Source organism: Burkholderia sp. D-99 (assembly GCF_011605345.1).
In the GTDB taxonomy this organism is placed as follows: Bacteria; Pseudomonadota; Gammaproteobacteria; order Burkholderiales; family Burkholderiaceae; genus Burkholderia.
In genome coordinates this window covers 144,466-167,280 of sequence record NZ_JAAOXM010000005.1, presented here as the reverse complement: position 1 = coordinate 167,280, position 22,815 = coordinate 144,466, and the positions used below count along the sequence as shown (strand labels likewise).

Here is a 22,815-nt window from a genome sequence, read left to right as displayed (position 1 = left end):
GCGGCACGCTTGCAGGCCGAGCCGGGTATGCCGGTGGTTGATCCGGTTCGGCGACTGCAGATATCAGGGCGGACGTATTGCCGATGGAAGCGGCGGTACACGGCCGAGTCAAGCAATTGGCTACTCGCGACAACGAGACAGAACTCTGTCGACTCGGTCGCCCTCGCGCTGGAACGCACATGGCAACTTCCACCGAGCCCGCCCCCCACTCACACGGCGAGCTCGAAAAACGATCGCGCAACGACCTGGCCATTGACGATCAGCTCGACCTCATGCCGGCCCGCATAGTGCCGGCGCGTCGTGAAATCGCGCATCAGGCGACTATGCCGCAGCGTGATGCGCTGGCCGGGTTCGAGCGTCAGCCCCTTCAGCTTGAACACCTTCGGCGACGCGTCGCCATTCTGCTTCACATACGCGATACGGTAATCGACGACGAGCCGCTGCGCGGCTTCGGCCGTCGATTGCAGCTCGCAGGCAAGCGTGATCGACTCGCCGAGCACTACCTGCGCGGGCGTCACGTCGAACGGGCCGATTTCCAGACGCGGCGCACTGTCGGCACCCAGTATCGCGAGCGCTCGCGCATCGCCCTGCTTCACGAGCGTGCGGAGCGCATGACGGACGATCCATCGCGTATGCGGATGGTCGCCGCCCCATCGTTCGGCCCGATCGAGCACCCACGCCGGATGCGTCTTCGCCACATCGTTCAGGTGATTCGCGACCGAGCGGCGCACATACGCGCTCGAGTCCGAGCGAAGGTTGTCGAGAATCCGCGCGGCCAGCGCCGGGTCGGCCTCGATCTCACGGAGCCGGAACGACCAGGGCAGACGCGGGCGACTTCCCTCGCTTGCCAGCCGGCGTACGGCATCGTCCGCATCCTGCGACCAGGCTTCCATCGTTGCGAGCGCCCGCGCCTGGTCGATGCGCAGGAATTCGCGCACCGCGAATTCCGACGTGCCGAACGGCGTGAAGTATTTCAGCGCGGCCATCGAACGGTCGAAGGCGTGACGACCGTACTGCCCGACGTAATCGGGGGCGATCAGCGATATGAAACCCCGGCCCAATCGAGGCGCTGCCTCCTCCAACAAGGCCAGCACGGCATCGTACCCGCCCGGTAGCGGTCGTGCGCCCGTGTCGATCGCGACACTGGCGCGCCTGACGCGCTCCATCAGCGTCAAGCCGTCGAGGCCGTCGAGCGCCGTCGCCAGAAATGCCGGCCGGTCGAAGGCAGGCTCGATCGAATGCAGCACGTCGGACAGCGCGTGGAATTGCTGCTTCCCCAGCGATTCCTTCAGCGGGACGGGAACTTGAGTGGTTGTCATGGCGAGGGGATCCGACATGCGCCGCGGATCATCGGGTGCGAAAGCGCACAGTATCGCCGAAGCTCCTGCCAGACTCTGTCAGCAGACTTCGCGTGGCCGGCTTGCGCCGATGCCGGTGCCGGTGCCGGTGCCGGTGCAGCCGACGCGCGCGGATGGCGAACCGCGAGCGGGCGTGCGGTATTCATGCGTTGGTTCTTACCGCGGCTCACGGAATGGATCGTGCGAACCACCGCCCCAGAGCCGGTTTCGCAACTGACCGCCGGCGAAGGCAATCGCAATCAGCGCCAGATAACCGGCGACGAGGAGATGCCGCCAGCTGTCGAGCGCGGCGCGATGCGCAACCAGCGCCGCATCGGGCGCCGGTACGGCAAGACTTTCCGGCACGATCGCGCGCGTCATCTGCACGAAGCCCGCCGCCGACAGCACGGGCAGCAGGACGAGCATGGCCAGCAGCACGAACCTCGCGCGACGAAACAACGCATGCCGGCGCAGATGAAACCACAACCCGAGACTGCCGTGGACCCACCCCGGTGCGAGCAGCGCGATCTGCAGCCCCTGCGTGCCGCTCGTGAGGAGCGACACGATGACCCGTTCGTAGTTCGGCTCGAACCCGTAGAACGAGGTCGCCACACGGGTCCCGACCACATGGCGGATCAACAGCATGGGCAGGCTGAGTCCCGCCCAGAGACGCAGCCACTCAGCGGGCGGTAGCGACCAGTGCCGGCGGCCGTAAATGGTGCGGATCGCCAGCGCGAAATGCAGGCCGGCCGCGCCGTACAGCACGATCGTTCCGGGCACGCTTTGCCAGAGCCCGATCGCCAGGTGCAGCCCGCGCTCGGCGATATCGATCGACCAGATGCCGAGCGCGTGATTGACCATGTGAATGGAAATATAGAGCCACAGCAGGATGCCGGACCCGAGCTGCAGCCTTCGCGCGGTCTTGCGCATCCGGTCATGCGCCGACGCCGGTGGACCGGCATCGGGGCCATGCGTGTGCGGTGCGGGACGCGGTGCACGATTGCGCCGCGGCGGGCGCATGCCGGCGCCCTCCTGCAACCCCGATGACCGTTGGGCCTCGCCCACGTTCAGGGCGCCCTCGCGATCTCGCTGCGCCCGGCCCGCCGCGTCCCGGGCCTGTCGCTCCCTGTAGTGCATTGGCGCCTCCTCTCGATGCCTCCGGTGCGTGATCGACATACCGGGAAGCAGGCCCGTTTATTCCCGCGATGGTCGACATGTCGTCCGGGAAATACATCGATCTCGACATACGCGAGCCAACGCCGCACTGCGTCCGGTCTCGCACGGTCAACGTGCATTACGCCGGAATCCGTATTGACGCGTGACCAGTACAGGTCAGCCGCTTTGAACCAGTCTGTCTCTTTCCGGGGTATCGGGTGCGACCGACAATACGGCCAATGTTCACTGCAAGGAGTCACCGTGTTGACCGACGCGTTCGACATCCTCACACTCCCGGGTTGGCAAAACTCCGGTCCGGACAACTGGCAAAGCCATTGGGAGCTGGCCTTTCCGTCGATGCAGCGGGTCGTCCAGGATGACTGGGCGAAGGCCGACTACGAAGCGTGGGCGAAGCGCCTGTCCGGTCAGGTGGCGCAACGCACGCGCCCGGTGATTCTCGCTGCCCATAGTCTCGGAACATCGCTGGCAACCCGATGGGCACTGACGGAAAAGAGCGCGCTAGTGGCCGGTGCCTTTCTGGTCGCACCAACCGACCGGGACACGGACGCTGCATTGGCGAATCCGGCTATTACCGGTTTCACGCCAACGGCACTCCAGACGCTGCCGTTCCCGTCGATGGTCGTTGCCAGCAGCAACGATCCGCACGTATCTGTTGAACGCGCACGACAGTTTGCCGACGCATGGGGTTCACGATTCATCAACGCCGGTCGGCTCGGCCATATCGGCGCCTCCGAAAAATTGGGGATGTGGCCCCAGGGCCTGGTTCTCTTTGGCCGGTTCCTGGCCGATCTCGCGTAGCGTTCATGGCGGTTCTCGACGACCACCTTCCCGATTCGGTTTCGTGACGCAAGGTCCCAGCGGGGATATTCGCGCGATCACCCGGCGCGCACATGCGACGTATCGCGGGCGAATCGGCCCGAGGTAATGATTCAGCAAATCGCGCAGCGGTTAAGCCGCTAAAGCGAATGCCTCGGCCGGTGCCTTCATTCTCACCGCCCGGCGGGACCGCCGATGGTCGTAGCGCTGAATCCGTCCCGGCCATGGACGAACTCGCCCTGCCGGCGCTGCTGAAAGACGTGGAAACAGTCCCCGCCGGTAACTCGAACGTTTGCTCGGGCGCATTCTGCAGGCCTGTCGCAATCGCCGCCTACCAGTCGACCGATTGACCGTCATGCAACGTAATTCGGGCGTATGGCATCTCGACACCCTCCGTTATTCGGGCAACGCGGCCAGCGCATCGACCGCGGATGTCGTGGCAGGCCAACCGGCGTAGAGCGCGATACGGATTGCGTACGATCACGACATTGGCGATTACGGATTGCCGCCGGGTCGGGCCGGCGCACGACGGCGCGATGGAAATGGACGTCAGCAAACCGCTGCGCGCGGAGGCACTGCCCGAAGTTCGGCGCCTTCCGCGCGAACTGAAGCGAGTCACGACGGTGCGCGACATTCCCCAGAAAATCGCTCGGCTACTGCCGGAAGGTCCCGGCGTGAAGTACGCCTGGATTGCACGGCAGCGTGGCGGCGACGATTCCGCCGACAACACAACAGCGTTCAGCATGTCACGCCCCGTGCTCGTTCCCGGCGTTACGCGGCGGCAGTCGAAGCGGCCGACGTGTACGGCAGTGCTTCGGTCCCGATACGGATCGTGCCGCCGCTTCGCTCGATCAGCGCCAGCGTCCTGAGCACGATCTCGCGATTGCTTGCCGGCTTGCCGTCAAGATACGGAGCGTCCTCGAGCCCGATGCGGATCGCATCGATATGCGGATGCTCGACCGCGAAGCGGACAAATCGCTCGCGTTCACCGTCGGCGCCGGGCGTCGCTGGCGGCAATACGCAGCCGAGCGTGAGCATGCCGCCACCTTCGTTGCGTTCGATCACGCGGCGCGCACGCCGCACGATCTCGGCGAGCTGTTCCGGAACGAACGGAAACGACCGCGTAAAGCCCGGCAACAGAACAATGCTGACCGGAGCACGCAGGAACGACTCGTGCTGCAGTCTCTCGATCACGTCGATGCTCTGCGGCGTCGTGATCTCGATTTCCTGAAGCACGCGTTTCGCCGTGGCCACCGCGACGAGACGATGATAGAAATCGCGCGTGATCCGCGCACTGCGCGCCTCGGCAACGTGCCCGATCTCCGCATCCTCGGCATAGATGCGGACTTCGGTCGCGGTAAACGCCGTCAACAGGTCCGGAAGTTCGACCGGATCGTCCGATGCAACGCACGCGAGCCGGACACCTTCGGCGTCGAGCCTGGCATCGGCTTCGTCGAGCTGTTCCCGCAACACGCTCTCCTTCGCCCGGATCTGGTCGATCACCTCGCCGGAGCGGCTGGTCGCAAAACAGATACGTGCGTCCGGAAACCGCTGCCGGAATTCACGTGCAAATGCCTGATACCACGCCGGGTCGGCAACATGCTCGCCATTTTCGCCACGCGAATGCACGTGGAAAAACCGGGCACCGAGCGCGTGGCAGGCCGCCACATCCTCGAGCGCCTCGTCGACGGTGTACGGTAACGCAGGCAGCCCGTGCGGCACGACAGCCGAGGCGTCGCGACGCCATTTCGAACCGATCGACGCGATGTAGAGATGCAATTGCTTGCTCATGTTCCTGTTCTCCGGTTGGGTAGGTTTTACGAAGGCGACGACGCCGTGCGTCGATGTCCGCTCGCTGCCGCGCCGTCGCTGGCGGCAAGGCGTGCGAACCAGACGGCGGCGACGACGGGAAACAGGCCGAGTACCAGAAAAACGACGGAGAAGTCGCGCGGGCCGGGAAGGCCGTGGTCCCCAGCAAGCGCCGACAGCAACGTCGTTGCCACGGCGACGCCGAAACTCGGAAACAGCTGTTGGGCGATGCCGCCGAGTGTCGTCCCCTGACTCTGCATCGCGTGCGGCAGGTCGGCATAGGCAAGCGCATTCATCGTGGTGAACTGCAACGAACGCAAAAAACCGTAGACGCAGAAGAGCAATGCAAGGATCCAGTGCGCTGTCACTGAAGAGAGCGCCGACAGGCTCATCGTCAGTGCGCCCAGCAGCACACCGTTCGCACACAGAATGCTGCGCAAGCCGAACCGCGCGCTGATGATCGTCACGGTCGTCTTGAGTCCGATCGACCCGGCGGCGATCAGGAACGTCAACGAACCCGATTCGATTGGCGAAAGCCCGAAGCCGGTTTGCAGGTAGAGCGGCAACAGGAACGGTGTCGCCCCGAGGCTCACGCGGCACAAGCCACCCGCCAGCGTCCCGATCCGGAAACCGCGCTCGCGGAACAGGCGCAGGTCGACGATGGGATTCGCATGTCGCGGCATATGCCGTGCATAGAGCACCATGCAGGCCGCCGCCGCGAGAAACGCGGCGACCGGCACCCCGGCCGTTGCCGGCGAATTGCCGGCGTGGCGATGTACCGACTCGAACCCCGTCTGCAGTGCGCCGAGTCCCGCCGCACACAGCACGAAGCCGGGGAAGTCGAGCGGCTCGCGCGGCCTTCCCGGTTCGTCGTCGAGGTAACGCCATGCCAGGATGGCGCCAGCGAGTCCGACCGGCAAATTGATGTAGAAGATGCATCGCCATGATGCATAAGTCGCGATCGCACCGCCGACCAGCGGCCCGACGACCGGGCCGACCAGCGCCGGGATGGTGACGTAGCTCATCGCACGGATGTACTGCGACGCCGGAAATGCTCGCAGCAGGATGAGCCGGCCGACCGGAATGGCCAGCGCGCCGCCGGCACCCTGCACGATCCGGGCGGCGACGAGTTCAGGCAGCGTGTGCGCCGCTCCGCATGCGACCGAGCCGAGGGTGAACAGTACGCACGAAGCACAGAAAACCTTTCGCGTTCCGAACCGATCGGCCACCCAACCGCTTGCCGGAATAAACACCGCTACGCTCAGGAGATAGCTCGTGATCGCAAGATTCAACCGCAGCGGTGTCATCGCGAAATCGGCGGCGATCACGGGCAGTACTGTCGACAGGACGCTGCTGTCGAGCTGCTCCATGAAGAACGCACACGCGACGACGAACGGGACAAGTCGCGCATGCCGCGACAATACCCCCGGGGCGGCTCCATTGCGGCCAGTATCCTGTTGGTTCACTACGCGTATCTCCGGAGAAAGCGTTGCGACGTGAAATGTACCGCCCGCGAATCCGCTCGTTCCCCACGAGCGACGGGCGGCGGCGTGGCCGATCGCGACGGACGCCGAAGGCGCGTCAATACCAGCCCATGGCGTCGACGGCGTGCGGATGCATGATGCCCGTGTCCGTATTGGCGGCCGCGAGCAATCCGCTATAGAAATCGTGTACGGCATCGGAACGCAGGAAGCCCGGAGCGCGGCGCAAGTAAGCTAACAGCAGCCGGTAGATGCGCAGGTTGTCCTCCTTCCACGCCACTTCCTGCTGGAGCCCCGGCCAAGGGGCGAGCAGTGTGATCGCGGCGAGGCTCCACGCGTCGTCATAAGGTTCGTGGCCGTTGAGCGCCTTGTAGACGAAGCGCTTCGCGCGCACGACCTCGACATGGAGCGCCGCGAGCATTCGATGTGCCGGCTCGTCGATTCCCTCGCCCAGCTCCGCGCTCCATCGTTCGACGGCTTCGCGGCCCGGGATTTCGCCGAGCACCGTGAGCCACGCGCAATCCATGTCCGTGCGGGCGAGCGCATAGGCAATGTTCTTCACGTAGGCGCCGAACGACCGATTCGCGCGGCACGTGTTCGCCAGACGTGCGGGCGATTCGTCGGCCAGCATTCCGGCGCCGATCAGTTCGCTGTGAATGCCGCCGACGAGCAGCGCGCGCGTCCAGGGTATCGCCCGAATCGCGTCCGGGCGTGATTCGAAGTTCTGGATGTTGAAGATCCGCGACGGCGGCCGCGTGCCTTTCGCAGTCGCGCCGACGACATCGAAACGAGCCAGCACTTTCAGCAGATTCGGCAGCGCCGGATGCGCGAAGAAGGTCTTCTGGTAACGGTGCACGATGCTCGTCCAGAATCCTCGCTCGCGTTCGAGTTCGGCAGGAGACGCGTGTGATCGACGTGCATCGAGATGCATGTTGAACAACGACTTCAGGCAATCGACGGTTCGTTCGGGCGTCAACAGATGACTTCGCATTTCTGCGCAACCGGCCATCATGAAACGCGTTTCCCCGCTGTCGAGCGCGCCGTATTCGCGCATCGCCTCGTCGACCGGACCGTTGCAGCGCGCGTGCTCGTGGCCGAGGATGACATGAAGCACCGCCTCCACCCCGTGCTCGGCGGCGATGGCCTGATGCAGATTCGCGATCCGCATATTGGCCTTGTGCATCGCCTTGCCACCCTGCTTGCCCGTGTCGCTCGGCCCGAACGTGATGTACTGCCTTGCGCCACGCAACCGCAGATGGGTCTTGTAGACGGGATTCTCGTAAAGCTCGCGAATATTCGCGAGCGTCGTCTCCGCGCCGTGGATGTCCTCGGGTTGCAGCGCGACGTCGATGCCGTTACGCAGACCGGCAACTTCCATAAAAAACAGGACAGCGAGCGGACCGTCGATGCCGTCCGATTCGGCGATGCCGTGGATCGGCATGCGCTCGACGCCGTCCCGGATCATTTCGAAACGCTCGACCGTCGTGCGCGCATCGAACATTCGAATGTAAGCCGGGTCGGCCTTCAGCAGCTCGAGATAGTCGCCATGTTGATACTGCTGCCGCTTCGCATCGAATTCGGCGTCGGTCTTCTGCCGATATGCCTGCCAGATCGCGGCCGGACGCCGCTCGCTGCTCCCGTCCTGCAGATCCGTGAGCAGACGAACCTTGTCGCGCGTATCGAGCGCCGCGTAACGACCCGGCGCGCACCCGAGCGTAGCGCCAACCACCTCCGGCGCGACAATCTCGTCGAGCACCGCATCGAACATCCCCGCGTTCTCCCTGAACTCGAGCTTCGCGAAGAAGAAACCGAACGTGTTGATTCGCAGCACGAGGGCATCGAAGCGCGCGTCGCCGCGTGCACGCGAATCCTCGACGAGCCGCAACAGTTCGGCCGGTTCCTCGAAGGCATCGGATTCGGCACGATCCAGCCGCCGCAGCGCCTCGCCGAGGCTCGCATCACCTGGATAGGCATCGAGCAGGGCCGCGAGATCTTCGTGATAGCGTCCGCGCACCGCATCCTCCATCGCCAGGACGAGCCTGGCCGTGTGTGCGTTCGTGTCGTATGGCCTTCCGTCCTTGTCCGCATGGAGCCAGGTAAACGGATGAAGCCACGCACCGAGTTCGACCGGCTTGCCGGCTGCCGCCTCCAGCCGCTCGCGCAATTCGCGCGTCGCGCGCGGCAGGTGATCGTAGAGGCAATGCGCGTAGAGAATCTGGAAATCGGTATCGGTACCGTCGACCTCGTCCCATACGGCGTCCCAGAGCTCGCGCAACGCCACGTCGACAGCCGCGGCGGGCGCCTCGCGCTCGACCAGCGTTTCCAGTGCCTGCAACGCCTTTACCACGCCGAAACGGAGCTGCTCGGTTTCCTTGCTGAGAATGCCGAGGTTCAACCGCACGCTCTCCGGCGCCCTTGCCCAGTCGCCCGGCACACCGGGCGAATCGGCATCCGCTTGGCCACTGTCGTGCAGCACGACCGATGCTCGCAACGCGACCTCGGTGAGAAGTTGCTTGACGAGCAGCGCTTTCACCAGCGTGCGGCGCTCGTCGGGTTCCTTCAGCGTGAAGAAATCACGGCCAACCTGTTCGACGAGCTGCGCATTCTTGCCGCGCAAGAAATCAAATGCTCGAATATCCTGAAGCGCCCGTCGGCAATGAATATTTCTCTCGTCGCTTCTCACGATTTCCTCGAACGCAAACCATAGCCGCGCAAACATCTCTCGCGGCTTGACGATATGTTCAATCGACAAATCGTCGCAGAAATACCCTTGGAGCTGCAAATTGTCAGCAGTCATGATTCACCCGTTTAAATAGCTTCCATCCCGAGCCGAATTTATTCGGCACCCCACCGCGTAAAAACCATTAAGGGAAAACTAACACACGGGAAAAATTAACTCCACAAATTTTGCAAAACAATATATATCTATATATCAATATATAAATTTATTAATCTATAAATTAATCGTGAAATTAGCGAACGACGAGCGTTCAGGGGACACGGACAGCCGCCATCGATAATCCCTTCCCTGGTGCTTTACGACACTTCCGTACCAAGCCCATCGCCGCACTCCGACGGACAACCGGCTCGACCGGAGAGAGCGGCAGCCATATTCGCCCCGTCATTTCATTCCGAGCCCACACCAGGCGTCGGAACAACGCCCGAATCCTCTTCATATCGACTATTGGATTTGATATAAAGCACCGCGCAATTGACAGAAGCCACCATCCCCAATACGATTTATCCGCACGATCGTCGACTGACCTGCAGTTTTTCCACATACAACAGAGAGGGCACCATTTCAGTGCAAGCCCTCCCGGACAATCTCCAATTGAAAGCAATATGAAATGAAAGCGCACCAAATCCATTGGAATCGATTCATTTTTTACGGGGCCAAAACGTGAATCTCGAACGTGATATTGCTGCACCGATACTCTCCTCTAAACCGATCGACTCGTCAGGACGGAAGATGTCGACGACGATGGTGCAAAAGAATTTCCGGCTGCCATACGACCTTGCCCAGAAACTGAAGCTGTACGCGGTACAGCAATCCGTATTGCAGGGGAGCCGCGTGACGGAAACGGATGTCATCGAGGCCCTGCTCCGCGGCTATCTGAGCGACGGAATGAGTTCCGTATGACGGCCCTCCCTCTTCTGACGAGCACCGATCTCGATCGGCTGGCGACGCGCGCACCAGATTCGGGCCATCCGTGCACATGCCGGGGGACTGTGGCCGCAGGCTGGCAAAGCATGCCGCTTTCGTTGCCGGACACCCAGTTGCGCGACATCGGAACCCTGATCGACGGAGATCCGGAGGAGGCGTCCTACGCCGAGTTTCATCCTGCCGGCACGCGTTACTGGTCCGAGACGGCCCCGATCGCACCACGCTACTTTCCATACAACCGCTGCACGGTTTCCGAATGCGTCGCATGCAGTCGCGTATTTCTCCGCTATATGGAAGGCGGCGGTTACTTCGTCGACCGGCGTATTCGCGCACTCGACGCGAATCTGATCGTTGACGCCCCGCTCGGACAACACCCATGACTGCATCCTTCCTTGCTCGCGCGCTCGTGGTCGATGCATCGCCCGGGCCGCTGCTCTTCGACGAGATGAATGCGTTCCTCGACCACGGATTCGTCGTCACGTTGAACCTGAGAAACGTGCCGGAGCGAGACGCCGTCCGGCAGCACTATGGAGAGCGGCTGTCCTACGCCGATTTCGACGCTTTCGAGCCGGCGTCGGTGCTTGATGCCCTGATCCAGGACGGCATCGGTCACGCGGTGTTGAAAACGCGCGCCAATGTGCCGATCGACCGCGCGCTGATCGAGGGCGCCACCGCACACACGTTGCGGCACCCGCTTTCGGTGATCAGCCAGGCCGGCGTCGGCGTCGACCACATCGACATCGCCGCGGCCACCCGGCAACGCGTGCTCGTCACCAATACACCCGGCTCCAACGCCAACGCCGTCGCGGAGTTTGCGCTCGGCCAGATGCTGGCGCTGACACGCCGGATCGTCGCCTACGACACCGCGAGCCACGGCGGCGTCTGGGCGAAATCGAATGCGGGCCCGGTTGCGTCCGAAATGCCGGACCTCACGCTCGGGTTGGTCGGCATCGGCAACATCGCTCGCCGGTTTGCCGCTAAAGCACAACTGCTCGGCATGCGCGTAATCGGATACGGTTCTCCGCGCTTCACGGAGGAACTGGCAGCCACGCTTCACATCGAGCGCAAGGAAACGCTCGACGCGTTGCTCGAGGACGCCGACGTCGTGTCGCTGCATGCGCCGCTGACCGCGGCGACGCGCCATCTGATTGGCACACGTGAACTGGACTGCATGAAGCACGGCGCAGTTCTCATCAATACGGCGCGCGGCGGCCTAGTGGATGAACAAGCCCTCGCGGATGCCCTGTCCAGCCCGGACAGCCCGATTGCCGGTGCCGCGATCGATACCTTCGCGCTGGAAAAGACACGGTTCTCGTCGCCGCTTGTCGGGATCGACAGAGCCTTGCTGAGCCCGCACATTGCCGGCACGACAGGAAGCGCGATACGCTCGGCGGCACGGCAGGCCGTCGAGAACGCCGCGACAGTGCTCGTGGGCCGCGCCGGTGCATCGATCGTGAACCCGCAGGCACGGCCGGAGGCGTCACTACCGTTCTCGCATTGACGCCGCCCGCCGCGTGCGGCTTATGCCACCCCACCGTCACGCCGATCCCATACAGCGCGCTCCGGTACATCGGCATCGAGGCCGATGCCCGTCCGAAGTCTCGTCGTCGATCAGAATGCGCGTGATCCCGGCGGGTACTCGGAGCACCTGCGATTACCCAGGAAACGCTTCGCCTGTTGCAACGCCCCGGCACTCGCGACCGATCCTGTCCGGCACCTCGGCCGCAGGCAGCACCCTGGCGTATCTGCGAGAAGGGCTTCGGGCGGTCGCACGGGGAGAAACTTCCCAACGCCTTCGCGCCAGCGAAAGGCTTCGATGAGCCGGTCCGATCGAGGAAGAACGCGATGCCTACTCCGCGTATGGCGCGGTCGCGACGGATTTCCGCCCGTAGTTGTTCGTGGAAACCCTCTGCGAAGCGTCGATGTCCATGTAGGTCGCCAAATACATCAACACCGCGTCGAACTTCATGAAGGGCGGGCCCGTGGGCACATGTCCGCTGCCCACGTACGATGCCGAACGGCACGCTGTGGAGGACTTCATCACGCACCGGGTTAGACGCGCGCCCTGCCGTCGGCATCGACATGAAGATGAAAACCGTGCGCTGCTGCCTGCCCGGACATGCCGAAGCCCGGCCGCCCCGCGCTGCGCGAGCGGCTGGCCGCCCGGACCTGCTTGACGCCGCGGCCAGCGGTACTGGAGGCCATTCCGAAGGACCACAATATCCCCCGGGGCCCGCGGCAAACCCGAGCGTGCCTACAGCGGCCGGGCGATGACGAGCGCCGAGGTCGCGGGCTTCGTCTATCACGCGCAGTCAGTCGGTGAAGTTACGTGCGCCGGGACGAACTTGCCGCCTGCCACGCCCGGCGCACGGTCTGGCGCTCGCGATGCGCGCGGCGAACAGCAGGTTGGATGACGGTGATGCGCGGGCCCTGCGACATCGCGGGCGCCGGCTGCGGCACGGCCAGGGCGTTCCTCGGGTCAATGTCGGTCGTTGATCGACACGCCACTTGCGGTCGGACGCGAACTACCGGTCAGCATCTGTCAGTCGAGCACCGGGCGCAAGGCCAGCGGCCACGCAACCTGCCGCGCCCTCCGATCGACGCAGGATCTCGTTGCAGCCGCCTCGTCACGATCGGCGCATCCGGTCAGTTTTGCGTACGACAGCACGCCCCGTCACACGATTGGCGGATGGCAAAACCTTGTAATTTCAGTGTAATATCCGCTGCATAAGACCATTTGTATTATCAATCGAAATAATGAAAACAGTCTGCCGGATTCAACCTGGCGACTGAAACGGGGAAAGCTTGAACTCGCCATTCAATACCGGGGCATCCGGATCCGTTGGGCCGTACGTGCCAATTCACGTCGGCCGGATCTCTTCTTCTCTACGCCGCACTTCCTGTGCGGCCGTCCCGATTCCGACTGATATCCCGCGCTGAGCGGCCCGTTCCGCGTCGCGCGCCTTCGTAGCACGCGTCCGGTACGCCGCCATCCCGCGATTCGACAAACGTGCGCATGCCCGCACGGCACCCTCACGTCGATCGACAAAACGAAGAGGATTACTGAATTATGACTGCGTGTACCCACTGCGGGACCGATCTGCCCGGCGGTCTCAAGTTCTGCAGGCAATGCGGAACACCGGTTGCGGCCACCCGTAACGAAGCGGCCGGCACACCATGCCGGGGCTGCCATGCCCTTCTGACGCCAAACCAGCGTTTCTGCAACAAGTGCGGGACGCCCGTCGCATCCGCGAACGACGTTGGCGCGATCGACATCGATGTGCCCGCGCCGCCGGCCGAGTCGGCACGGCAACCCGCATACGCGGCCGCGGAATCGGCTCACGAGCCCGCGCACGGCATCGCAAACGCACAAAGTGCGCAAACGGATATCGACGTCGAATCACCGGCGGCGAACACCACCCCGAATGAAATCCCGCACGTCGCGAGCATCGCCGATCCGGAATCTGGTCGCGCGAGCGCACCGCTGCAATCGCACGACACTGCGGCAAACGCCACGCACACGGCAGCGGCGGACCATCGAGGCAACGCGGCCGCTGCATCGCATGTCGCGCCCGTCGTCACCGATGTGCAGTCCGGGCCTGCGGGTGCATCGGCAAGCATCGACGCGGCGCTCTCCGCCGACGAAATGAACGCCGTCGAAGCAGTTGCCGAATCTCAAGACGTACCGGATGCCGATACCCCGCCGGCGTCGGCCGAACCCATGCGTCCGGAATCCGACGCGGTACCCCGGCCGATCACACAGCCCGCGACGACGAACGACGATCCGTCGGCAAAACTCAAGATCATTGCAGCGGGCGTCGCGGTCGCCGTCGCCTGCGCGGGCGGCGCATTCTGGTGGCACGGCCGCCAGGCGAGCACACCCGCAACGCCCGAACCCGTCGTCGCATCCGCGGTTCCGGCCGTCACGGCCAACGCCGCATCCGACATTGCAGACGCGAGCTCCGTCACCGCCAGCGCGGTCGTTGCGACGACGCCGGCCGACGCACCAGCGTCCGCGCCGATCGATACGGCCACCGCCGCCGCAGCCACGACCTCGCCCGCGTCGGGCCCGGCCGTCGTCACGAATGTCGCGACGGCTTCCGCACCCGCGACAGCACCGTCGTCGAACACGGCGCCGGCCTCTGCGAACGCACAGCAAACGTCGCCCTTCGCGAAACTGCAGGACGACACGCCCGCGCCGCCTGCACCTGCCGCCGTTGCGGACGCATCGCGCAGCAAGCCGCGCCCTACACCGCCCGTGCGCCCCTCTACGGCGGCCAACCCTGCATCGCCCGCCGTCGACGGCCTGCTGAAACGCGCGCAGGGCGACCTGTCGCGCGGCCAGTACGACAAGGCCGTCGCGACAGCGGAAAGCGTCCTTGCGATCGAGCCCGGCAACCGTCCGGCGAAGACGCTCATCGACAAGGCGAAGGCGCGGCAGATGGATGCACTGCGCAACAACAGCACACTTGAATGAAGCGCCGGAGAACACCGACATGACCATCCAGAAAACCCTCGCCGCGGCCTGCGCGGTAACCCTGCTCGCCAGCGGCTGCGCCACCCAGAACGGGGCCGGCGGGATCTCGTCCGAATCCGTGCTGCGCTGTACGGCGCTCGGCGCCGGCGGCGCACTGGTCGGTGCGCTGATCGGCGGCACCAAGGGCGCGATCGGCGGCGCGGTTGCCGGGCTCGCCGCATGCGCCGTGATCGAAGTCGCGACGCGGCAAACGAAGACGGCGGCCGAAGTCGATCGCGATTACCGCGCGAACAACCGCAACAACCTGCCGCCCTACGCGAAGATCGACGCCTACACCACGGTCGTGACGCCGCGCTCTGCCGTCAAGACCGGCGAGCCGATCAAGCTGGCCTCGCAGATTCGCGCGGTGTCCGGCACGAACGAACCCGTCCAGGAGGTCAAGGAAGTCGTGACCGTTTATGCACCGTCGGGCGAGCAGTTCAAGCGTGGCGAGAAGGTCGTCAACGCGGCGCCGGGCAGCGGCGAATTCGACAACAGCTTCACGCTGAAACTGCCGTCGGGTGCGCCGCAAGGCACCTACACGCTGAAAAGCCAGGTCTACCTGAACGGCAAGCCGGGCTCGGTCCGGCAGTCCAGCATCCAGCTCGCGCAGGTCGACGGCGTCACCGTCGTCGCGCTGCTCGACGCCCCCACCGCACACTGACCGGCCCGCACCTGCAAGGAGATTCAACGATGTCAACGCTCGATCAAGCCCCCGTGTCGGGGAAGTTCGGACTACTGCGCGCTGCCGAGGCGGTCACGAACTGGCGCGCACTCGCGATGTGCGCTTTCGCGATCGTCGCCAGCATGCTGATGGCCATGCTCACGATCCAGGTACTCCGTCACAGCCCCGTGCTCGGCCTGCTGTTCATCATCGCGACCTTCGCGATCTCGCTGATCGGCTATTCGGCGGTCGGCATCGTGCTGATGCGCGATGCGCAGGGCGAGCCGGTCGGATTCGTCGACGCGCTGCTGCAAGCGACGTTCACCGTCCACCGCCTTCTCGGGATCGGCGTGCTGCTCGCGGTCGGCTGGATACTGTTTCTGCTCGCGCTGCTGATCGTGTTCCTGGTCTGCAAGATCCCGGGCCTCGGCCCGCTGCTGTATGCGATCGCGTATCCGATCGCGGCGATCGTCGCGGGCGCAATCTTCGCCGGCATGTGGTACGTCGGCTATCCGCTTGCCGCGCCCGCCATCTGGCAGGGCAACTCGACGCTGCAGACCGCCGCGCGCCTGCTGCAGATCGGCCGCCGCCAGTTGCTCGGCGTGATCGTCAGGATGTTCGGGCTGCTGCTGCTCGTCGGCGTCCTGTCCGCGATCGTATTCGGCATTCTCGGCACGGGCGCCGCGATCGCGTCGTCGATCTCGGCGGCAACCGGCACCAGCCCGTTGGGCGGCCTGATGGGCTCGCTCGGCGGCCTGGGCGGCCTCGGCCGGCACGCCGGCGCCTACGGCCTCGGCGCGGATGCAGCGGAGGGCGGGCTCGGCGGCCTGGGCGGATTCGACTACCGCAGCATGGCCTATCTGGGCGCGTACGGCTTCGGCAACGGCCTGCTGTTCGCGATCGGCCTCGTGATTCCGTTCCTGACCTTCGTCAACGGCACGTGCCTCATCTATCTGCAGACGGTCAGCGGCGTCGATTTCTCCGCGGCCGAAGAGAAACTGAGCCAGCACGTCGCGGACGCAAAACGCCACGCCGAACAGGCACGCGAGCGCGCCGCCGATCACCTCGCGAAGGCTCGCGATTCGCACACGGCCGGCGCGACGGGCACGGCTTCGCTGCCGACGCCGGATACGGGGTCGCCCGCTGCGGACGAAGCCGCAGCGTGTGCGCAATGTCACAAGCCGATGGCCGCCGACGACCTGTTCTGCGGCGAATGCGGGGCGCGTCGTCACGCGTGACGGCTGCATGATCGCGGATCAACGCGCGGCCCGCGGTCAGGTATTGCCGCGGGCCGCGGGCCTCGCGCAAACGACAGGCACGCTCCGGCGCCTGACGTAGCCGTTCCCGGCCTGCGCCGCGGGCTCTCGTACGACTTCAGTCGTGCAACGCGGCCGTGCAATGCGACGTGCGATCCGCGCCGTCGATCTGCTTCGATGCGCGCGTGGATCGCCGTCGCCGCGCTCAGTACAGCCCAGCGACGGTGCGAGCCGGGAGTTCGCGATCGTACGATTCGCCGTCGAACGTGCCGCCGCTCAGCCGCCGATGCATCGCACCCGCGCTCGGCAGACTGTCACGTTCGATCCGCGCGCCCGGATCCCAGAGACGCGAACGCACGAGGGCCTTCGAGCAGTGGAAATAAGCCGCGTCGATATGAATCAACAGCACCGTGCGCGGCATTTTCCCGTCGACGGCAAGGCGCGCGAGCAGGTCGGGCTCGGCGCTGATCGTCGCGCGGCCGTTCACGCGCAACGTCTCGCCGACCCCGGGAATCAGGAACAGCAGCGACACGCGCGGATCGGCCACGATATTGCGCAGCGTATCGATCCGGTTGTTGCCCGGCCGATCCGGCAGCGCGAGCGTTTTCGGATCGACGATCGACACGAATCCCGCGCGATCGCCGCGCGGTGAAACATCGGTGCCGTGCGGCCCGACCGACGACAGCGCGACGAACGGCGACGCGCGCACAAATGCCTGATAGTCGTCGTTCAGGTGATCGATTTCCTTCCACATCGCACGTTCGTGCGGTGTCCCGTAGATCGCCTCGAGTTGCGCGATGGTCGTGATCTCGTGATTCACATCAGCATCCTTGCGTCGACGTTGCAGCGCGGGGATGAACCGGACGCGCCGTGCTGCCATCGTACACGCGCTGCCCGCTCGCCGTTTGCCCGTTCATGCCGTCGCGATTCCCCGGACTGCGCAACGCGCCTGTCCCCGCCCTCACCACGCGGCAAACACGTCCTGCGCGATCCCGAAGCCCGTGCTCATCCCGGCGCCGCTCGTCACGACGACGACGCGCGTGCCGTCGTCCGGCGCTTCGATCACGCAATCGGCATCGGATGCCGACGGATAGCTGCCGGTCCAGCGTTCGACGACATCCAGTTCCGGCACATCGAGCGTTTCGTGCAGCAGGCGCAGGACCTGCGCATCGATCTCCTGCGTCGCGAACGGCAGCGGTGCGGCGCCGTATTCATGCGAATCGCCCACCACGAGACTGCCGTCGGCGCTTTGCACCGCGATCAGGTGGATGCCGTAACCGAGGCACACGGGCTCCTCCGCGTTCAGGCGCGTTCGCAACGCGCCGGCTGCGGGCAGCACCGCGAAACCCGAATACCGCAGCAGGCTCAGGTCGCTCATCACCGCGGCGCGCAGCGCCAGCGGGCGGCGCGGCCGCACGCGCAGCATCTGCAACTGGCACAGGCGGACCTCGTGCTTCGCGAACCAGTCGCCGTACAGGTGTCGGCTGTCCGCATTGCCGCAGACGATCACGCGCTCCGCGTGCAGCACGCCACGCGACGTACGCACGGACGGCGTGCGCACCTCGTGCACCATCTCGCCGTAGCGAAACCGCACGCCGAAACGTTCCGCCAGCCATGACGCCAGCAACCCGATCGCGGTACGCGGCTCGATGCGCAATTCATGCGGGCTGTGCAGGACGCCTTGCGCGCCGTCCAGCCGCAGTTCCGGCGCCACGGCCGCCGCTTCGCCGGGTGTCATGACCCGGCAGCCGTCGGCCATGCCGGTCTGCATGAAAGCGTCGATCAGGTGCATCGCCTCGGGGCGACGCGCAATCAGGTGAAGGCCCTTGTGAAGCACATCGATGCCGGCTTGCGGCGCCACGTCCGCCCAGACCTCGCGGCTCGCCCGCGCACGCCGCCAGCTGTGTTCGGCGTGCTGCCCGGTGACGGTGACGAAGCCGAAATTGCGAATCGACGCGCCCACGCATGCGGCATCGCGTTCGATCACGCAGACGCGCAGTCCCTTGAGTGCCGCCGTATAGGCATGGGCCAGGCCGACGATGCCGGCGCCGACGACGATCACGTCATAAGCATCTGCCGCTGCGATGGCGTTCACGATTGCATGCTCCTTCTGTCGAGATGACACGCACCGCCCCTTCGGGGCCGGTGCGTCGGTTGCCGCTCGCCGCGCCCCATGGACGGATTCCCGGGAGCGGGGCGAACGGGCCGGCTCGCGCCGTTCAATCCCGGGCCTTGTCGCCCGATCCCGCACTATCGCGACACGAGATGACACTCGCGTGAAATACCACAAAACAGCATGAATTGGCACATTTCGCCATCGCATGACAAGGCGGAAATTCGCACCGACGTGTCGGTGCGGCGCATTCGCATGCGCTGTAATCACGTTGATGAAACCCCGTGTCGGCATACGGATGACGCGCCGAAAGACAGCGACGTATTGCGCAAACGCGATTCGCACGCACATCGGAACAGCATTCCGCGCACCGCGCGCCTTCCCTTGCCGCGCGTCCGTACCGGATCTCCGCAGCCCGCATGACGACGTGGCCATTCAAGCCACTTCTGCTGTTTTGCGGTTTCTCAGCGCGTGTCACCGAGGATCGCGACGCTGTCCGGCAACGGCGCGAGCCCGGCCGCAAGCTCGGCCACGCGTTCGGCCGCCGGCACGATGCACGCGATCTTGCCTACCCCCTGCCCCGCATAGAGCGACAGCTTGCGTGCCATGCGCGGGGGGTCGATCGCGCGTGCGCCACCGCCGATGAAACGCAACAGGTTCCATTTGTCCCGGTTCGGGATCACGCGATGCGGGGTGCCGTAGGCCCAGCCGTACGAGTAGCCGGTCCGGTATTCGGTATCGTCCACCGTGGCGTCCACGATCTTCTGCTTGTACAGCGGATGCGCAATCGATTCGTCGGTCGCGACGAACGCCGTGCCGACGAGCACGCCCGATGCCCCGAGCGCCATCGCCGCCCGCACGTCGTCCCGCGTCGTGATGCCGCCCGCCGCCAGTACGTGCCGCCCCTCGGCGATCTCGCGAATCGCCGGCAGCAACACAGTCAGCCCGATCGCGCCGCGGTTCATGTGTCCGCCGCTCTCGCTGCCTTGCGCGGCGATGATGTCCGCGCCGCACGCGATCGCCTTGCGTGCCAGCGCAACCGACCCCACCTGAACCATGACCAGCATGCCCGCGTCTTTTGCGCGCGGAATGATGTCGGCCGCTTCGTCTTCCGCGTAGAACAGCGACAGGAGCTTGGGCCTTTGCTCGAGCACCACCCGGAACTGGGCCTCGAATACGGCGGGGCCTCCGAATTGCGGCACGAGATTCACGCCGAACGGCTGGTCCGTCAGTTCGCGGGTCTGCCGGATCCACTTGCGCAGCGCGAGCGGCGGCAGCCGCAACCCGCCGAGGATGCCCAGCCCACCCGCATTGCATACCGCACTGACGAGCTGCGGCCCCGAGAGCGCGGCCATGCCGGCCAGAAAGACCGGATAGCGCACGCCGCACAAGCGCTCGATCGTGGGCGCGCCGGAGGATTGTTCGATGGATTCCACGGCGTCAAAGCTCCACGTGTTTGCCAAGCATCCGCTTCAGCGTGTCATTCTTCTTCACGACATGATTCTTGAGCGCGCCGAACAGGTGCAGCGCCAATCCGGCAAGAAATGCGACGGCGCCGATGCCGAACAGGATGTCCACCACATGCCGCACACGCGGGCTGGGCGCGATCAGCGCGGGCACCGCGTACCCGAACGGCAACGCAATCACTTCCCCGCCGGCCGATCGTGCGAGCCAGACGGCGACAGGCAGCAGCACCATGGCCAGCGCCAGTGCCACCGCCACGGACCGGCTGACGATCACCTCGACCGGATTCGGCGTACCAAGCGGCAACGGATGGAAGGACGACAGGCGCGCCCACAGTCGATGGATCGACAGCACGAACAGCACGACGCCCAGCAGGTTCTGCCACTGCATCATGCGCATGCGTTGCGCGACGTCGGTCGCGTGGGAAATGCCGATCGCCATCCCGATGATCGAGAACAGCAGGATCGCAACCGTCCAGTGCAGCGCGATCGTCATGGGCGAGAAGCGCAGGCCGTTGTCTCGAAGTTGCATGCTCCGTCTCCTGATCTGACGCGGCGAATGGCGGCGCGCGGTTCACGACGGGGCGCATCGCCACGCTCCGCTCGAACATGCGGCGGCGGGAACCCGGCGACTCGTCGCCCGGCACACCGGCCCGTTGCGCGTGTGCCCGACCTGCGCACGACGTCGTCTGTGTTGGCTATGACGATAGGCGCCGTGCAGGGTCACTTCAAATGAATATTTGTGATCCAGATGATCTGTTTTGGTGAACACTGATCGTCACGACGAAAGCCGGTCTTGAATCCCGGCCGTCATCGCTCGTTCACCCGGCGCCGCATCGAACGACGCCTTCTCCCCGTCGACTGCCTTGCGATATCGTCCCGGCGCGATGCCGGTCGGGTACTCGAACGCAGGGCTGAACGCGCGTTCGGACGTATGGCCCACGGACCGTGCGGCCTGCGCGCATCCGGACGCGGCCACCCGGGTCGGGCAACGATTCACCACGCCGGACGGGGACGATCGCGCGCCCCGTCGTCGCGCCGCGCGACGATCCGCGCGGCCCGCCGCTCACTCGAACCGGCAGGCCGCGCGCGGCAGCGCCGAGAGCGTGTCGCTCGACAGTTTCAGAATGCCGTCGAAATTGGCCTGGTTGTCCGCAGGACAGAAATCCGCGAGCGTCATGCCGTCCGGACGCGTGTACTCGACATTGAACACGGCCTTGTTCAGCGCGACGAAGCTCGCGTAGCTACCGCACTCGTGAAACCTGTTGCATTGCTCGTTGAGCGCCCAGTCGGCCACTTTCGCCATCGCGGCAGCGATACCCGAGCCGTTCTTGAGGCCCATCGACATCCCGCGATCGTGCGCGGCGGCGATCAGCGCCGTGTTGTATCGCAGCTGATCGTCGCGCGTCAGCGGAAAGCCCGTTTCCTGGCGATAGCTGTCGTCGAGATCCGGCTCGATGCCCTCGCAGCCCTTTTTCTTCGCCATGTCGAGACGCGCCAGCATCAGGGGCATCAGGATCGCGGTCTGTCGAATGTCCAGCCAGCGTTCGTGATCCTCGTAGCCTTCGACGGGGTTGCCGAGCACGCTGTCCGGAAACTTGCCGGCATCGCCGCGGGTGTCTTCCCGCCCGCCCACCTCCATGTAGCACACGACGGTGATGCCCTTCGCCTTCAGGCGCCGGATCGTATCGGCATCGGTCAGTTCCATGTCGACGTCGATCATCTTGCGGGGGTTGTTCACGCCGTCCAGCACCTTCTCGTTGATCGTGTTGCCGTCGATCTGCCATTGCCAGCTCGTGCCGGGCACGAGCGGTTTCCACGCGGCGGCTTGCGACGTGCGCGCCGAGGCCGCCGCGATCATGCTGCCCGGCACGGCCGAATCCGAGTCGCCTCCGCACGCCGCGAGCAGCAGCATCAGCACGAATGGAGCGAATGATCTTGCGGACATGGCGAATCCTTTGCCTGTTGGCGGCTTGTCAGGATGCGAGGGTGCGAGGAAGTCACGTGCAGCGGAATGCGGGCGATGCATCTGCCGATGCTGCGGCGGTACGGGAATGCGCGAGGCACGTCGGGATGGTAGGCGGGAACACCGCGCCCATCTGTTCCGTTTTGTCGATTTTTGTTGTCAGGGCACGCAGCCCCGGCTTGCGGGCGATCCGCATCGCTACCTGCCGGCAACTGCACCGAGCACCCGCCCGGCCCGATACATCCGCACGTCGACGAAGGCCATCACCCCATGCACATCCTCATCACGTCGACTTGCGCTGCGGACAGCCGCGCCCTCAAGCAGCACCGCCCCCTTGTCCGCGCTCGCTCAACGCATCGCCCGGGTTTCTCGGCGGGCAATCCTTCATCGACAGGCACGCATCAACCGATGCACCCACCCATCCGGTCACGCAACCGGGTAAGCTTGCGTAGCCGCGATCTGATCCAGAAATCCTGGACACAAATGAGTGTTCGCGTTTCGGAGGCAATTTTCCCAACAGGGACGGGAGGCCGACGCGCCGAACCCGAACGCAC

General features: G+C 65.0%; 18 protein-coding genes and 1 pseudogene. 9 read left to right on the top strand and 10 right to left on the bottom strand.

The window, feature by feature from the left end; genetic code table 11:
• Window positions 1–209: 209 nt before the first annotated feature.
• Both HAV18_RS20510 and HAV18_RS20505 read right to left on the bottom strand, forming a co-directional pair.
• Window positions 210–1,319 carry a DNA alkylation repair protein gene (locus tag HAV18_RS20510; protein WP_166959093.1) on the bottom strand — a complete coding sequence of 370 codons (1,110 nt, stop codon included), beginning with the start codon at window positions 1,317–1,319 and terminating at the stop codon, window positions 210–212.
• A 195-nt stretch (window positions 1,320–1,514) separates the two neighbouring features.
• Window positions 1,515–2,474 carry a hypothetical protein gene (locus HAV18_RS20505; RefSeq protein WP_347814778.1) on the bottom strand — a complete coding sequence of 320 codons (960 nt, stop codon included), beginning with the start codon at window positions 2,472–2,474 and terminating at the stop codon, window positions 1,515–1,517.
• 282 nt (window positions 2,475–2,756) lie between these two features.
• Here HAV18_RS20505 and HAV18_RS20500 point away from each other — a divergent pair, with 282 nt between their 5' ends.
• Window positions 2,757–3,311 carry an alpha/beta hydrolase gene (locus tag HAV18_RS20500; RefSeq protein ID WP_243771737.1) on the top strand — a complete coding sequence of 185 codons (555 nt, stop codon included), beginning with the start codon at window positions 2,757–2,759 and terminating at the stop codon, window positions 3,309–3,311.
• Between the two features lie 242 nt (window positions 3,312–3,553).
• Window positions 3,554–3,679 (top strand): hypothetical protein, encoded by a 126-nt coding sequence (locus HAV18_RS40205; protein ID WP_279573937.1) that lies wholly within the window; start codon window positions 3,554–3,556, stop codon window positions 3,677–3,679.
• A 421-nt stretch (window positions 3,680–4,100) separates the two neighbouring features.
• Here HAV18_RS40205 and HAV18_RS20495 read toward each other — a convergent pair whose 3' ends face one another.
• The 3 genes from HAV18_RS20495 to HAV18_RS20485 all read right to left on the bottom strand — a co-directional run bounded on the left by HAV18_RS20495 (window position 4,101) and on the right by HAV18_RS20485 (window position 9,236).
• Window positions 4,101–5,120 carry a 3-keto-5-aminohexanoate cleavage protein gene (locus HAV18_RS20495; protein WP_166959090.1) on the bottom strand — a complete coding sequence of 340 codons (1,020 nt, stop codon included), beginning with the start codon at window positions 5,118–5,120 and terminating at the stop codon, window positions 4,101–4,103.
• A gap of 26 nt (window positions 5,121–5,146) precedes the next feature.
• Window positions 5,147–6,604: a DHA2 family efflux MFS transporter permease subunit gene (locus HAV18_RS20490; RefSeq protein ID WP_166959088.1), complete on the bottom strand. Its 1,458-nt coding sequence runs from the start codon at window positions 6,602–6,604 to the stop codon at window positions 5,147–5,149.
• A 115-nt stretch (window positions 6,605–6,719) separates the two neighbouring features.
• On the bottom strand, window positions 6,720–9,236 hold the full coding sequence (locus tag HAV18_RS20485; protein ID WP_166959086.1) for a phosphoenolpyruvate carboxylase: 2,517 nt from the start codon (window positions 9,234–9,236) through the stop codon (window positions 6,720–6,722).
• A gap of 783 nt (window positions 9,237–10,019) precedes the next feature.
• Here HAV18_RS20485 and HAV18_RS20480 point away from each other — a divergent pair.
• The 7 genes and pseudogenes from HAV18_RS20480 (at window position 10,020) to HAV18_RS20455 (ending at window position 16,701) form a co-directional block, all read left to right on the top strand.
• Window positions 10,020–10,259, top strand: coding sequence for a hypothetical protein (locus tag HAV18_RS20480; protein ID WP_166959084.1), 240 nt, complete (start codon window positions 10,020–10,022; stop codon window positions 10,257–10,259).
• Entirely contained in the window at window positions 10,256–10,663 is a 408-nt protein-coding gene (locus tag HAV18_RS20475; RefSeq protein WP_166959082.1) for a hypothetical protein, read from the top strand. The genes HAV18_RS20480 and HAV18_RS20475 overlap by 4 nt, the downstream gene beginning before the upstream one ends.
• Entirely contained in the window at window positions 10,660–11,784 is a 1,125-nt protein-coding gene (locus tag HAV18_RS20470) for a D-isomer specific 2-hydroxyacid dehydrogenase family protein (RefSeq protein WP_166959080.1), read from the top strand. The genes HAV18_RS20475 and HAV18_RS20470 overlap by 4 nt, the downstream gene beginning before the upstream one ends.
• 1,569 nt (window positions 11,785–13,353) lie before the next feature.
• Window positions 13,354–13,506: pseudogene (locus tag HAV18_RS40400) on the top strand (double zinc ribbon domain-containing protein); the annotation flags it as partial.
• Between the two features lie 498 nt (window positions 13,507–14,004).
• Complete coding sequence (locus HAV18_RS40045) at window positions 14,005–14,760, top strand: hypothetical protein (protein WP_243771736.1); 756 nt, start codon at window positions 14,005–14,007, stop codon at window positions 14,758–14,760.
• Window positions 14,761–14,779: 19 nt separating this feature from the next.
• The gene (locus HAV18_RS20460) at window positions 14,780–15,463 is read left to right on the top strand and encodes a hypothetical protein (RefSeq protein WP_243771735.1); all 684 of its coding nucleotides are present in this window, start codon (window positions 14,780–14,782) and stop codon (window positions 15,461–15,463) included.
• A 29-nt stretch (window positions 15,464–15,492) separates the two neighbouring features.
• Window positions 15,493–16,701, top strand: coding sequence for a hypothetical protein (locus HAV18_RS20455; protein WP_166959074.1), 1,209 nt, complete (start codon window positions 15,493–15,495; stop codon window positions 16,699–16,701).
• Window positions 16,702–16,924: 223 nt separating this feature from the next.
• Here HAV18_RS20455 and HAV18_RS20450 read toward each other — a convergent pair whose 3' ends face one another.
• From HAV18_RS20450 to HAV18_RS20430, 5 genes are all read right to left on the bottom strand, one after another.
• Entirely contained in the window at window positions 16,925–17,539 is a 615-nt protein-coding gene (locus tag HAV18_RS20450) for a pyridoxamine 5'-phosphate oxidase family protein (RefSeq protein WP_347814777.1), read from the bottom strand.
• Window positions 17,540–17,680: 141 nt separating this feature from the next.
• Window positions 17,681–18,814 carry a TIGR03364 family FAD-dependent oxidoreductase gene (locus tag HAV18_RS20445; RefSeq protein ID WP_347814776.1) on the bottom strand — a complete coding sequence of 378 codons (1,134 nt, stop codon included), beginning with the start codon at window positions 18,812–18,814 and terminating at the stop codon, window positions 17,681–17,683.
• A 482-nt stretch (window positions 18,815–19,296) separates the two neighbouring features.
• A complete protein-coding gene (locus tag HAV18_RS20440; RefSeq protein WP_347814775.1) occupies window positions 19,297–20,268 on the bottom strand; it encodes a nitronate monooxygenase in 972 nt (323 codons plus the stop codon).
• A gap of 4 nt (window positions 20,269–20,272) precedes the next feature.
• On the bottom strand, window positions 20,273–20,827 hold the full coding sequence (locus HAV18_RS20435; protein WP_166959070.1) for a cytochrome b: 555 nt from the start codon (window positions 20,825–20,827) through the stop codon (window positions 20,273–20,275).
• Between the two features lie 534 nt (window positions 20,828–21,361).
• The gene (locus HAV18_RS20430) at window positions 21,362–22,243 is read right to left on the bottom strand and encodes an endo alpha-1,4 polygalactosaminidase (protein WP_166959068.1); all 882 of its coding nucleotides are present in this window, start codon (window positions 22,241–22,243) and stop codon (window positions 21,362–21,364) included.
• Between the last annotated feature and the right edge of the window lie 572 nt (window positions 22,244–22,815).